At 64.1% G+C, this 12,245-nt stretch carries 14 protein-coding genes; 9 read left to right on the forward strand and 5 right to left on the reverse strand.

Annotated features, from left to right (window positions below):
* Positions 1 to 77: 77 nt before the first annotated feature.
* The 3 genes from QA645_RS05280 to QA645_RS05290 are packed head-to-tail and all read left to right on the forward strand — an operon-like array spanning position 78 to position 3,117.
* Positions 78 to 719, forward strand: coding sequence for a TetR/AcrR family transcriptional regulator (locus tag QA645_RS05280; RefSeq protein WP_283048681.1), 642 nt, complete (start codon positions 78 to 80; stop codon positions 717 to 719).
* A gap of 9 nt (positions 720 to 728) precedes the next feature.
* Complete coding sequence (locus tag QA645_RS05285) at positions 729 to 2,339, forward strand: amidase family protein (protein ID WP_283048683.1); 1,611 nt, start codon at positions 729 to 731, stop codon at positions 2,337 to 2,339.
* A 31-nt stretch (positions 2,340 to 2,370) separates the two neighbouring features.
* Positions 2,371 to 3,117, forward strand: coding sequence for a hypothetical protein (locus tag QA645_RS05290; protein WP_283048684.1), 747 nt, complete (start codon positions 2,371 to 2,373; stop codon positions 3,115 to 3,117).
* On the opposite strand, the gene plsY is transcribed toward QA645_RS05290, so the two are convergent.
* Positions 3,114 to 3,800 carry a glycerol-3-phosphate 1-O-acyltransferase PlsY gene (gene plsY / locus QA645_RS05295; RefSeq protein WP_283048685.1) on the reverse strand — a complete coding sequence of 229 codons (687 nt, stop codon included), beginning with the start codon at positions 3,798 to 3,800 and terminating at the stop codon, positions 3,114 to 3,116. The genes QA645_RS05290 and plsY overlap by 4 nt on opposite strands.
* Positions 3,801 to 3,841: 41 nt before the next feature.
* A complete protein-coding gene (locus QA645_RS05300; protein WP_283048687.1) occupies positions 3,842 to 4,822 on the reverse strand; it encodes a prolyl oligopeptidase family serine peptidase in 981 nt (326 codons plus the stop codon).
* Positions 4,823 to 4,999: 177 nt separating this feature from the next.
* On the opposite strand from QA645_RS05300, the gene QA645_RS05305 reads away from it, so the two are divergent.
* From QA645_RS05305 to QA645_RS05330, 6 genes are all read left to right on the forward strand, one after another.
* Entirely contained in the window at positions 5,000 to 6,022 is a 1,023-nt protein-coding gene (locus QA645_RS05305; protein WP_283048689.1) for a serine hydrolase, read from the forward strand.
* 138 nt (positions 6,023 to 6,160) lie between these two features.
* Positions 6,161 to 7,192, forward strand: a complete 1,032-nt coding sequence (locus tag QA645_RS05310; protein ID WP_349253171.1) for an alpha/beta hydrolase — start codon at positions 6,161 to 6,163, stop codon at positions 7,190 to 7,192.
* Between the two features lie 145 nt (positions 7,193 to 7,337).
* Positions 7,338 to 8,300: a tetratricopeptide repeat protein gene (locus tag QA645_RS05315; protein WP_283048691.1), complete on the forward strand. Its 963-nt coding sequence runs from the start codon at positions 7,338 to 7,340 to the stop codon at positions 8,298 to 8,300.
* Between the two features lie 59 nt (positions 8,301 to 8,359).
* On the forward strand, positions 8,360 to 8,890 hold the full coding sequence (locus QA645_RS05320) for a hypothetical protein (RefSeq protein ID WP_283048693.1): 531 nt from the start codon (positions 8,360 to 8,362) through the stop codon (positions 8,888 to 8,890).
* A 203-nt stretch (positions 8,891 to 9,093) separates the two neighbouring features.
* A complete protein-coding gene (locus QA645_RS05325; RefSeq protein WP_283048694.1) occupies positions 9,094 to 9,507 on the forward strand; it encodes an SRPBCC family protein in 414 nt (137 codons plus the stop codon).
* 226 nt (positions 9,508 to 9,733) lie between these two features.
* Positions 9,734 to 10,276, forward strand: a complete 543-nt coding sequence (locus QA645_RS05330; RefSeq protein ID WP_283048695.1) for a GNAT family N-acetyltransferase — start codon at positions 9,734 to 9,736, stop codon at positions 10,274 to 10,276.
* A gap of 49 nt (positions 10,277 to 10,325) precedes the next feature.
* Here QA645_RS05330 and QA645_RS05335 read toward each other — a convergent pair whose 3' ends face one another.
* The 3 genes from QA645_RS05335 to QA645_RS05345 all read right to left on the reverse strand — a co-directional run bounded on the left by QA645_RS05335 (position 10,326) and on the right by QA645_RS05345 (position 11,904).
* Positions 10,326 to 11,177, reverse strand: a complete 852-nt coding sequence (locus tag QA645_RS05335) for a L,D-transpeptidase (protein WP_283048697.1) — start codon at positions 11,175 to 11,177, stop codon at positions 10,326 to 10,328.
* Between the two features lie 142 nt (positions 11,178 to 11,319).
* Complete coding sequence (locus tag QA645_RS05340) at positions 11,320 to 11,565, reverse strand: hypothetical protein (RefSeq protein ID WP_254127988.1); 246 nt, start codon at positions 11,563 to 11,565, stop codon at positions 11,320 to 11,322.
* 129 nt (positions 11,566 to 11,694) lie between these two features.
* Positions 11,695 to 11,904, reverse strand: a complete 210-nt coding sequence (locus tag QA645_RS05345) for a hypothetical protein (protein ID WP_254127989.1) — start codon at positions 11,902 to 11,904, stop codon at positions 11,695 to 11,697.
* Positions 11,905 to 12,245 lie beyond the last annotated feature (341 nt).

Genomic DNA, 12,245 nt, shown 5'->3' on the forward strand with positions numbered 1-12,245 from the left:
GAAACCATCGATGCAATACAAATATCAATTGATATTCGAATATCAAGTGATATTTAAAGACGAGAGAGAATGTCCGCGTGGCGAAACTGAATCGCGAAGAGAGCCAGGCTCGTACCAGGGGCCTCCTGATCGAGGCCGCCCGCCGGGAAATCGTGAAAAAGGGCTTTGCGACAGCCTCGATCCGCGACATCGCGGAGGCTGCGGGCTTCTCGCTGGGCGCGATCTACTCGAACTTCCCGGACAAGGAAGCCATACTGCTCGAACTGATCCAGCAGCATCAGGCCGAGGAGCGGACGCGGATCGAGGAGAATTTGGCGCGCGCGCAAGGCGACGCCGATGTGGCCATGGCGGGCATCGAGGCGTGGGCGGAGACAGTCAATTCCGACCCTGATCTCGGCGTGCTCGCGATCGAACTGCAATTGCACGCGCTGCGGAGCCCCGCATTCGCGAAGGTCTATAACGAGTCGAACCGCAAGCATCGTCGTGCGCTCGGCACGATGATCGCGCATCTGTTCGAACTGTTCGGCAAGAAAGTGCCGGGAGAACCGTCGGAGATCGCGAGCGGCCTTGCCGCGCTGAGCCGCGGGCTCGCACTCTCTCCGACCGGTGGCGATGACGATCGCGGCGGGCGCATCGTGCTGACCTTCCTCAAGGCGCTGATTGAAGCCGCCCCGTCCGTGGACAAGGCGAAGAAGTCGCGCGGCAAGACAGGCGAGTAGAGGCACATCATGAAGAAGCCGACCCGAGGCGTCGCAGCGCTGCCCGAGCTGAGGCTCGAGGACGCGCCGATGAGCGACATCATCGATGCGTTGGCAGGCGGGCAGGTCACCGCGACGGCGCTCACCAAAGCTTATCGCGCGCGGATCGCAGCCTACGACCGTGCCGGGCCGGCGCTCAATTCGGTCCGCGCCCTCAATCCCGATGCGCCCGCAATCGCAGCCGGGTTCGACGGCACCAAGCCATCAGCCGGGCGACCGCTCGCGGGCGTGCCGATCCTGGTGAAGGACAACATCGCGACCTCCGACAAGCAGCCGACGACGGCGGGCTCGCTGGCGCTGGAGGGCGCACGCGCGAAGCGCGACGCCACCGTCGTCAAATTGCTGCGGAAGGCCGGCGCGGTGATTCTCGGCAAGGCGAACTTGACGGAGTTCGCCAACATCATCGCGATCGAGATGCCCGCGGGTTACTCATCGCTGGGCGGTCAGGTCAAAAACCCCTATGCGCCGGCGCTGATGGGAGAACACGACATCCCGGTCGTGGTCCCTGGTGGCTCGAGCTCGGGGTCGGCGGTCGCCGTCGCGGCCGGCCTGTGCGCGGCCTCGATCGGCACCGAGACCTCGGGTTCGCTGCTGTATCCTGCAAGCATGAACGGCCTCGTTACGGTGAAGCCGACCGTCGGCCTGATCAGCCGCGCCGGCATCATTCCGATCGCGCACAGCCAGGACACCGCAGGGCCGATGACGCGCACGGTGCGCGACGCGGCGTTGCTGCTCAATGTTCTGGCGGCCCAGGACCTGCTCGATCCCGCGACAAAGCGGCAGCGGCGGCCGGCCGATTACACCGCAGGCCTCTCGCGCGACGCCATGAAGGGCGCGCGTATCGGCGTGCCGGGCGACCCGGCCGATCCGCTGAACGATCGCTATTACGGCAAGCTGCAACCCGGTTGGGCCAAGGTGATGACCGAGGCGATCAAGGTGCTCGAGGATCTCGGCGCCGTCATCGTGCGCGCCAACATGCCGACGCGTGGCTGGCTCGGCGGGCCGGGCACGGGCATGGCCGTGCTCAACCGCAATCCGTTGAGCATCAACAAGGGCAATCCGACCGGCTCGCCGATCGTGTTCCTCTACGAGCTGAAATACGGTCTCAATCTCTATCTCGAGGATTGGGCGACCAATACCGACATCAAGACCGTGGCCGATATCATCGCCTTCAACGCGGCGCACGCGAAGAAGGCGCTGCGCTTCGGCCAGGATCTGTTTCTCGCCGCCGACCTCACCAGGGGCGACCTGAGCGAACGCGAATACAAATCCGCGCGCGCGATGGACCTGCTCGCCGCCAGGACGCACGGCATGGATGCCTACATGAACCAGCACAAGCTCGATGCGGTGCTGTTCCCCGGCAGCAGCGGTTGCGTGATCTCGGCGAAGGCGGGCTATCCCAGCGTCATGGTGCCCGCGGGCTTCGTCTCCGGGGCCGGCGACAAGGAGACGCCGGACTATCCGCTCGGCGTGAGCTTCGCCGGCCGTGCCTGGAGCGAGCACAAGCTGCTGCAACTGGCCTATGCCTATGAGCAGGCCTCGAATAGGCGCAAGCCGCCGCCAGGGCTGCCGGCGCTCTGAACCTCGGCGGCGTGGCGCACGACCAACTCCCATGCCGATCGTCAGAATTCTCCTGATCCTGCTCGCTTTCGCGTCGCCCGCATTCGCGCAGGACGGTGCGCGCGATCTGGCCGCCGCGCGCGATGCCGCGAAGGCCTTCAAGGCCTATGTCGATGGCGTCGCGAAGAAGGGCGAGCGGCCGGATCTGACCCGGCCGGAGATCGCAGCCCTGCTTGGCCATGTCTTTGATCTCGACGCCCTCGCCGCGCTGCCGCCCGTGCAGGGCAGCGACATGGGCTGGCTGATGGACTGGACCGACACCGCAAACCAGACCCACAAGCTGTTCATCTTTTACGGCGCGAAGCCGGGGCCGCAGCCCGATTTCGCTGCGCTTGGGCGCAACATGACCGAGTATGGCGACCAATACGCGGTGGCGATGAGTTTCATGATCCGCGGCATGGCCCGCGAGGCGGAGGCGGGCCAATTGTTCTGGAGAGAGCTCCCGCCGGAGCAACGTACCCGCATCCGCGAGGAAGGAATGACAGGCTTTCGCAAGAATAGCGCCGTCTACATCCTGACCACGGTCTGCGCGGCGATCCAGGGCGCCAGCAAGCCCGCCAACGCGCGGCTGGTGGCGGCTGCGCTGCGCGACACGCGCGACGTCTGGGCGAGCTTTCTGCTGCCGCAGGACCGGGCCCGCGTGATCGCAGAGCTGGCCGACCTCCCGAAATGGGCGCCCGACGAGATGGCGCGCGCCGATCTGGCCACCTTCACGGCCGCGCTTCAGGCGGTGAATTAGACCTGCGCTTCCGCTTTCACGTCCACGCTGCTTTGGCCCAGCCGCGGCTCCGTCCCCGCCAGCAGCCGTTGAATGTTGGCGCGATGGCGGATGATCACGTAGAGGCCGCCTGCGATCACCAGCAAGCGATAGGGCAGAGGGTGTTCGAAGCCGCAGACGAGGACGATCGCCGTCAAAGCCGCGAGCATCGAACTGAGCGAGACGATCCGCACCAGCGCCAGCACGGCGCCAAACACGGCCGCTGCACCCAGTCCCACCGGCCACGACATCGCCAGCAGCACGCCGAGCCCGGTTGCCGCCGATTTGCCGCCCGTGAAGTTCAGCCAGATCGAGCGGCCATGGCCGAGCAGCGCGGCAATGCCGGCGAGGCACACCGCCCATGGCACCCAGACCTGCAGATCGGTCGCCGCCGGCGGTGCCGGCGATAGTTCGGCAGCCAGCCAGGGGCAGAACCAGCGCGCAACGACGATGGCAGCCGCGCCCTTCAGCACATCGGCGATCAGCACCGCGAGCGCAGGCCATTTGCCGAGGGTGCGCAACACATTCGTGGCGCCGGTGGACCTGGAGCCGTGCTCGCGAATGTCGATGCCCCTGAGGAGCTTCCCCGCCAGATAGCCCGAGGGTATCGAGCCGAGCAGATAGGCGATCACCAATCCAGTCGCGCCTGCAATCCCGAAAGCCATCGTTCTCTTTCCAGCGTGTGTGTGCCGTGTCCCGGCGGGCTTTAGGGTTTCCGCTCGGTGGCGAGATGATCGCGAAGGAAGCTCACGATGCTCGCGTTGAGCTCGTGATGAAACGCGGTTCTGTCGAAGCCCGGCGGATCGGCGCATAGCCGCGGCAGTTCGGCGGCGAATTTCTCCGTGCACGGCGCCAGGAATCCGAAGTGGCCGGCGGGCATGACGCGCACCTCCGGCTTGCCCGGCAGGCTGCTCGCCGTCAGCACCACATTTTTGGGATCGATGCCACCGCCCCCCGATTTCGATCGCCAGATCAGCAGGGGAATGTGCACGTCGGTCAGTCCGTCCGCAGAGAACATGAAGTTCAAAGCGGTGTCAGCGAGCACCGCGGCGCGAATGCGCGGATCGTGCTGCGGCTCGGGCGGAATGTCGCCACGACGAAACTGCTCGCATCCCGGCGAATTGTTGCCCTCGGTGCAGAGTCCCGCAATCTTTTGATAGTCCGGCTTGGCACCCGCCAGGATCAATCCGGTATAGGCGCCGGCGGAAAAGCCAAAGAAGCCGATCTTTTCGGGATCGATCACCGCGCGATCGCGCCACTCGTTCAGCATGAAGTCCAGCAGGCGGATCGTCTCTTTCGGACGCGCGGCGATGATGGACAGGCTGTCGCTCTGTGAACGGTCGGCGCCGTTGTCGCCGGGATAGTTGATGGCGGCGACGACAAAGCCGGCGTCGGCGAGCGCCTGAGCCGTATCATCGTGTCCACCGAACCAGCCGCCGCGGCCATGCGCGATGATGGCGAGCGGCAATCTGCTCCCGGACACCGGGCAATCCTTCACGCCCTGCAAGGTGGTGATGAAATTCATCGAGACTTTGCCGAGCGGCACCGGCTGCGGCTCCGCCGCGCAGGGATACCAGATCGCGCCGGCCAGAGTGGGATCGGTGTCCAGAAGCTGCAGACCTGCCGCATGCGCGGACGAGGCCAGGCCAAAAAACAAAGCGAGGCAAAACAAATACAACCGGCGCATCGACGCGGCTCCAAAATGTGGCGTTGACCTAGTGGAGTAAAATGGCCGGACTGTGTTGCACTCAGGCATTTGCCTACAATGAAGGCTCCTGCAAAACCTGCAACGCCGCAAAACGGTCACACACAGAACGGCATCCTTGGGTTGCTCGTCGTTGGCAATGGTGGGGGAGAGCCTGACATGCGGACATGGATCGGCGTCATCGCGGCCGCGTGTGCTTTTGCTTCAAGTCCCGTCGCGGCCGCGCCTGCATCCGGTTGCGGCATTCCGCACGAAATCCATGACGGATGGGCGATGACCTCGCCGGACAAGCAGGGGCTGAACGCGGCGCTGCTCTGCGCGATGGACCAGGGCATCAGCGGCGGCAAGCTCGCTGATGTCGACGACATCGTCGTCATCCGGCACGGCGTGCTCGTCTATGAGCGCTACTATGATTATCCGCATCAGATGAATTACGACCCGACCACGCGGCACAACGGCTATTCCATGACCAAGAGCGTCGTCTCGCTGCTGGTCGGCATCGCCATGGATCGCGGCCTGATCAGGGATCTGGACGCGCCGATCTCGTCGTATCTCCCCGATTATGCGGGCTTGGGCGCATCCGACAAGGATCGGATCACGCTCCGCCATCTCCTGACGATGTCGGCGGGATTGGGCGCCGAGCGGGCTCCCGGCGTGTCCTTCCAGTACAACAATGCGGAAACGGAGCTGATCGGCACCATCCTGAAGAAGATCACCGGGAAGGGCGTCGATGTGCTGGCGCAGGAGAACATCTTCGCGCCGCTCGGCATCAAGGACGTTGCCTGGTACAAGAACCCGGTGAGTGGCCTTCCGACGTCGGCGAGCGGGCTGAGCCTGCGGCCGCGCGACTGGGCGAAGATCGGCCAGCTCGTACTCAACCGCGGCGCCTGGCAGGGCAAGCAGATCGTCTCGGCCTCCTGGGTCGATCAATCGACCGCCGAGCACATCAAGACCACGGAGCCGAATTCCTACGGCTACCAATGGTGGGTCGGTCGCTCACAGGACGGCGATCGCACCATCGAATGGGCCGCCGCGAAAGGCTTCAATTCGCAGAAGACCATCATCATCCCCGCGCTCGACATGGTCGTCGTCTTCAACGCGGGCCGGGAATCCAAGAACATGGTCGCACCCGAGCTGGATCTGCTGGATCACTACATCCTGCCGGCGGCGTCGCTGAATTGATCGCGGCCATTGCGGCGCTGCGCTGGCGGGGCCGCTTATGCAGGCCGTGCATAATGATATTTTGACCTGACATTGGATTTTCGCTGATCCGGCCGGCACCTTCTCCGCAAGGGCCCAATTCCTTCCGGGGAACGCGACATGTCCGATGATGATCAGGCAGAACGTCCATTTGATCCGAGGCTGACGCGGCGTCGCCTGATGTCGCTCGCAGCGGCGACCACGGGCGCGATCGGTTCGACGATGCTGGATTTGCCCGCTCTTGCCGAGGAGACGACGACCGTGCACAGCGACCAGATCGAAAAACTATTGCCGGGCTTTCGCCGCAGCCGCATCAGGACCGATGGCGCGGAGATCAACACGCTGGTGAAGGGCGAGGGCGCGCCGCTGCTGCTTCTCCATGGTCATCCCCAGACGGTCGTGTGCTGGCACAAGGTTGCCCCGAAACTGGCCGAGCGGTTCACGGTCGTGCTCACTGATATCAGGGGTTATGGCGATAGCAGCAAGCCGGACGGTGGCAAGGACAGCATCAACTATTCCAAGCGCGAGATGGCGCGCGATCAGGTCGAGGTCATGCGCGCGCTCGGCTTCGAGCATTTTTATGCGGCCGGTCACGACCGCGGCGGACGCGTGCTGCACCGGTTGTTGCTGGATCATCCCGCTGCGGTGACCAAGGCGGTCTTGCTCGATATCGCGCCGACCGCGACGATGTATGCGAAGGTGACCAAGGATTTCGCCATGCGCTACATGTGGTGGTTCTTCCTGAGCCAGCCCGCGCCGCTTCCGGAAACCCTGATCGGCAACAATCTCGACTTCTATCTGCAGGCGCACATCAACAAGCAGAACAAGACGCCAGGTGCGATCGATCCGGTCGCGCTCGAGGAATACCGCCGCTGCTATACGCGCGAGACGCTGCACGCGGTCTGCGAGGATTACCGCGCGGCCGCGGGCATCGATCTGCTCCACGACGCGGCCGATTCGGACAAGCGGATCGGCTGCCCCCTGCTGGTGCTCTGGGGCGAAAAAGGCGTCGTCGGATCGACCTACGACGTGCGCGCAACCTGGCGCGAAAAGGCCGTCGATGTGAGCGGCGAAAGCCTCCCTTGCGGACATTATCTGCCCGAGGAGGCGCCGGAGCTCGTCATTGACCGGCTGGGCGGCTTCTTCACCTGATCGCAGCAGTGGACCGTAAGGCGAACACCGCAAGGGACGCCGCCCTGCCGGGCTCGCTCCGGTAACCCATCCGCATTGAACCTGTCCGGCCCCCGGGCGCACCAAAAGCGCGTATGCCCCGAGAACCGCGACGAAGGAACGCGCGATGAAGGCCCTGAAAGCATCGATCCGTGTCGCGATGACCGCGCTCGCGTTGACCTTGTCGCTCAATGCGCCGTCCCGGGCGGGAGAGGATGACGCGGGCACGCTCACCCTGCAGATGAAAGAGCTCTATCGGGCCGGCAAGTACATCGAAGCGCTGCCGCTCGCCCAGAAGGCGCTGGCCCTGCGCGAGAAGGAGTTCGGCGCCGATGACGCCAACGTCGCGATGCCGCTGAACGATCTCGGCACGATCCACTACAATCTCGGCCAGTACGCGGTCGCCGAGCCGCTGTACAAGCGTGCACTTGCGATCAGGGAGAAGACGCTCGGTCCGGCGCATCCGGAAGTCGCGATGGTGCTGAACAATCTGGGCGACCTCTACCGCGCGGAAGGGCGTTACGCGGACGCTGAACCGCTTCTCAAGCGGTCCATCGCCATTGACGAGAAGACGGTCGGCCCCGACGATCCGTCGATCGTGCTGCCGTTGAGCAATCTCGCCGCCGTCTACAGCGGTCAGCGACGATACGACGAGGCCGTGCCGCTGTTCAAGCGCGGGCTCGCCGTCCTCGAGAAGGCCAACGGTCCCGACGACCCCGAAGCCACGGTGCTGATGAGCAACCTCGCCGACGCCTACATCAATCGTCACCGTTATGCCGATGCCGAGCGGCTGCTCAAGCGCGCCATGGCGGTGACCACGAAGGCGTACGGACCCGACCATCCCGACGTCGCGCAGGCGCTGAACAATCTGGCCGCGCTCTACGCGCGTCAGGGACGCAACGCCGATGCCGAACGGCTGTTCAAGCAGTCGGTGGCCACCATGGAGAGGACGCTCGGCCCGAACCATCCGGATCTCGCCGATGTCCTGGAGAACCTGGCCGGTCTCTACAAGGATCAGGGGCGCTACGCCGATGCCCGGGAGGTCATCAAGCGGTCGATGGCCATCCGCGGCAAGACGGGCGCGATCTGAACCGGCCGGTCGATCCGCTTTCGTGTAAGGATCATCGCGGATCGCGTTGGGAGCTTGTCATGGCGACGCACGCAAGGCTGCTCGGAATCGTTGTCGCGCTGTCGTGGCTCGGATTGTCTGCGGCAATAGCGGCCGGCGGCCCGCCGAAGGACATGTGGCGCGGCGCCTGGACGCTCGAGATGGACCGCTACGATCGGCCCTGGCTCACCTTTTTCGACACGAACCGCAAGACGGTGTTTCGCTTCGGCTGCGGGACGCATTACGAACTGGATGCGGTCTATCCGGGCGAAGCGCCGCAGCAGGAGCACACCGCGGCCACGATCACGATCGGCAACGGCAAGACGCAGATGGATTTCGCCGGCTTCACCTACGCCGGCCCCGAGTCCTTCCCGCCGAACACCGCGATGTTCAACCAGGCGGACCTCGGCCATCCCGAACTTGCCGAAGGCAAATGGGGGGAGTTGGAAACTCGCGTCCTCGATCTTCTGGCCTCTGGGCAACCCCTGACGATCTCGGCCGAGGGCAAGAGCTACGTGCTGCCGCCGACCAGCGCATCGCGCTGGCGCGCGCGTTTCCAGAAGGTCTGCTGAGGCGCCGACCGAAAGCCGGCGGCGGCACGCGCCTTTTCGGCAACATCTTCTCTGTCGCATTTTTTTGTCGCATTGACGGTCGGGCCATGTCGGCATCGACTGGTCTCGACCGTCCTTGGGTGGACACGTCTCGGGCGTCCTGTACAGACCCCCTACGTGACGTCGTCATCTCGAGCCGTCAAAATCGAACTGGAGCAATACCCATGAGGATCACCGTCGAAACCAGCGTCGCCGCCCCCATCGATCAGGTCTGGCGTGCCTATACGACGCCTGCCGACATCGTGAAGTGGAACGCCGCGTCGGACGACTGGCACACGACCAAGGCGACGGTCGACCTGCGCGAAGGCGGCCTGTTCTCGTCGCGCATGGAGGCCAAGGACGGCAGCATGGGCTTCGACTTCGCCGGCACCTACACGAAGATCGTCGAGCACAAGCGGATCGAATACGCGTTCGGCGATCGCAAGGCCGAGGTCGAGTTCGTGCCCGGCGCCAAGGGCGTCGTCGTCCGCGTCGCCTTCGATGCCGAGCAGACGCACTCGGTCGAGCAGCAGCAGGGCGGCTGGCAGGCGATCCTCGACAGCTTTAAACGATACGTGGAAGCGAAGAAGGCGTCGTAGGGCGCGTATGGGGCAAGAGACGGGGAAGCCGGCGGACGCCGTCGGCTCCCTTGCGGGATCTGGCGGGGGTCAAAAGGCGGTGTCGACAATGGTTCTGTCGCTGGTCATCTCGCTACCAGCTGGCCAATCGTCAAGCTCCCGCGCTCATCTATAAGTGCGGCCGAGGCCGGTTGCAATTTCATGAAGCTGCGCCACAATTGGGTGATCTCCATTGAGGCGAAGGCGGATGCAAGTGTTGACGCAAAGGCTGCTGCTTAGGCCATGGAGGGATTCAGACAGGCTGCCCTTCGCGCAGATGTCTCAGGATGCAGCCGTCATGGAATATCTCCGTCCACTCGCGACGCGGGAGGCATCTGACGCCTGGATCGATTTCCAGATCAGCCATCAGTCCTCTCACGGCTTCTGCATGTGGGCCGTGGAATCGAGAGCATCCGGCGCATTCATGGGGGCTGTCGGATTATTGCGCATCGGCTTTGTCGCGAGCTTCACGCCGGCTGTCGAAGTCGGCTGGCGGCTGGCGAGGCCGTTCTGGGGGCAGGGATTTGCCGTCGAGGCTGCGCGAGCGTCGGTTCAATTCGGTTTCGACGAGCTTCATCTCGCAGAGATCGTAGCACATGCGGGCATCCGAAACATTCGATCAAGGCGCCTGATGGCGAAGCTCGGGATGTCCCACGACAGTGCAGCGGATTTTGACCATCCCCGTATCCCGGAAGGTGATCCCTTGCGGCGGCAAGTCCTTTATCGACTGACGCGAGAGGCGTGGATCTGATGCTCTATCGGCGGATCTCGAAGTAAGCCTTTCCCCCTCGAGGACAGCGCTACTGCGCCTCGGCGATCTTCGGTCCGGATGACAGCATCTGCGCATTGGCTGCCGAGGGCCGCTTCGACGGCGATGCCGGATCAGGCGACCGGACCGCGGCGTCGGGCGTCGCGCGGGCAGCAGCTGGTGGAAGCACGATCACTTTCGCGCCGACCTTCACCCGTTCGTAGAGGTCCGTGACGTCGTCGTTGGTCAGGCGGATACAGCCGGACGAGACCCGCTTGCCGATCGTATCGGGCTTGTTGGTGCCGTGAATTCGATACTCGGTCTCGCCGAGATACATCGCCCGGGCGCCGAGCGGGTTGGTGGGACCGCCTGCCATGAACCGCGGCAGATAGGGCTGACGCACGAGCATCTCTGTAGGCGGACGCCAATCCGGCCATTCGGTCTTGCGGGCCACGGTCTGCTCGCCGGACCATGTGAAACCTTCGCGGCCGACGCCGATGCCGTAGCGCATCGCTTGGCCGTCGTTCAGAACGAGATAGAGGAACGTGTTCTTGGTATCGATGATCACGGTGCCCGGCGTCTGGTGACTGGCGTAGTCAACCACCTGCCGGACAAATGCTCCGGGACCATCGGCGGCTTTTGGCGGTTCGACCAGAGGGGCCGGAGCCGGGGCGGGCACCGGAGCCGGCGTTGGCGCTGAGACATGAGCCGGAGTTGCCACGTAAACCGCAGATGACGATGCCTGGGCCTCGTGCACGGACGACTTCCGCGTCGGTTGAACTGTCTCTGGGTGAGACAGCAAGCCGTACCCCAGCGCGGCGACGGCCACAGCGCCAATGGCAACTCTCGCGGCCATTGGTACTGCGAGCGTCTCCGCCTTTCCACGCTTGGCCCGCTTCGCCATATTTCTCTCCGGATCACGATGCCCGGAAGAGGTACCCAGCAAATTTTAAGAAACCTCGAAGCGATTTCCGTTCGGGCTGGAACCGTTAAACGTCGTTAACGCCAGCTCCTGTTCGGCCGTGCAGGCGTTGGGAGCAACGCATTCAGCAACCCCGGCAAATGCCGCTGATCTTGCGGTCGACATTGGCATCCTCCTGATCGAGGAAATCCAAGGGACCCATCGTCGTTGCCGGGATATCGGCGGCGTGCGGCTGGCGATGGCCGACCGGCGCTGTCCAGGGTCTTGTGGTCGTTTCCTTTCCGGCCACCGATGGATGGAACGATTGCGCAGACGCGGCGCCGATCGTCGATGCGAGGACGAGCGCAACCAACAGTTTTGAGGTGATCATCGCGGCCTCCAGATGCCATTCCGCGCGCAATGCGCGGTTCTGACATTCAGATTTGCGTCGGAGACCCGTTATTCCGCTCGTAGCGGAGGCGTGATGCCGCCGTGACCGAGCCTTCCGGCCGGCGTCGCGTCAAACCGGCGCCTTCCTGCCGATCAGGCCGAACACGATCATGACGAGGCTGATGCCGCCGACGACGCCGGAGACCTCTCCGACCGTGCGCATCAGGGCGACAGGATCATTGGACCACAGCGTCATGTCGCGCATCGACAGGAAGAACAGCACGGCCAGCACCAGCAGCACGGTGCCCACCGCAATCAATCGCCAGTTTCGCTGTCGCATGCGAGACACTCCCCGTATCGCCCGCGGACGGGCGAAGCCGCTTACCCTGCAGGAGATAGTGTCGCCGAGGCCGGATCGGGTTCAACTGAAGCGGTGGTGCTTGATCCAAAGCGGATGGGTTCTGATTGACTCGATGCGCGCCCGGAACCCGAATTACCTCTCCCGTAGGGAGAGGTCGGATCGCATCGAAAGATGCGAGCCGGGTGAGGGCTTACGGTCTCACCGTACGTTGCGGCCCCTCACCCGGATTGCTGCGCAATCCGACCTCTCCCCGCTGGGGAGAGGTGAACCGGGACTGTTCACTTACTCATTTCATGATGTGACATGCCGCGATCTCTTCG

It is taken from the genome of Bradyrhizobium sp. CIAT3101 (assembly GCF_029714945.1).
Classification (GTDB): Bacteria; Pseudomonadota; Alphaproteobacteria; order Rhizobiales; family Xanthobacteraceae; genus Bradyrhizobium.

Coding starts and splice junctions, on each gene's coding strand:
- QA645_RS05290 (WP_283048684.1), top strand. CDS start 2,371: ATGCCGATCGTCAGAATTCTCCTGATCCTGCTCGCTTTCGCGTCGCCC.
- QA645_RS05300 (WP_283048687.1), bottom strand. CDS start 4,822: ATGCGCCGGTTGTATTTGTTTTGCCTCGCTTTGTTTTTTGGCCTGGCC.
- QA645_RS05340 (WP_254127988.1), bottom strand. CDS start 11,565: ATGATCACCTCAAAACTGTTGGTTGCGCTCGTCCTCGCATCGACGATC.
- QA645_RS05285 (WP_283048683.1), top strand. CDS start 729: ATGAAGAAGCCGACCCGAGGCGTCGCAGCGCTGCCCGAGCTGAGGCTC.
- QA645_RS05305 (WP_283048689.1), top strand. CDS start 5,000: ATGCGGACATGGATCGGCGTCATCGCGGCCGCGTGTGCTTTTGCTTCA.
- QA645_RS05335 (WP_283048697.1), bottom strand. CDS start 11,177: ATGGCGAAGCGGGCCAAGCGTGGAAAGGCGGAGACGCTCGCAGTACCA.
- QA645_RS05315 (WP_283048691.1), top strand. CDS start 7,338: ATGAAGGCCCTGAAAGCATCGATCCGTGTCGCGATGACCGCGCTCGCG.
- QA645_RS05310 (WP_349253171.1), top strand. CDS start 6,161: ATGTCCGATGATGATCAGGCAGAACGTCCATTTGATCCGAGGCTGACG.
- QA645_RS05320 (WP_283048693.1), top strand. CDS start 8,360: ATGGCGACGCACGCAAGGCTGCTCGGAATCGTTGTCGCGCTGTCGTGG.
- QA645_RS05325 (WP_283048694.1), top strand. CDS start 9,094: ATGAGGATCACCGTCGAAACCAGCGTCGCCGCCCCCATCGATCAGGTC.
- QA645_RS05330 (WP_283048695.1), top strand. CDS start 9,734: ATGCAAGTGTTGACGCAAAGGCTGCTGCTTAGGCCATGGAGGGATTCA.
- QA645_RS05345 (WP_254127989.1), bottom strand. CDS start 11,904: ATGCGACAGCGAAACTGGCGATTGATTGCGGTGGGCACCGTGCTGCTG.
- plsY (WP_283048685.1), bottom strand. CDS start 3,800: ATGGCTTTCGGGATTGCAGGCGCGACTGGATTGGTGATCGCCTATCTG.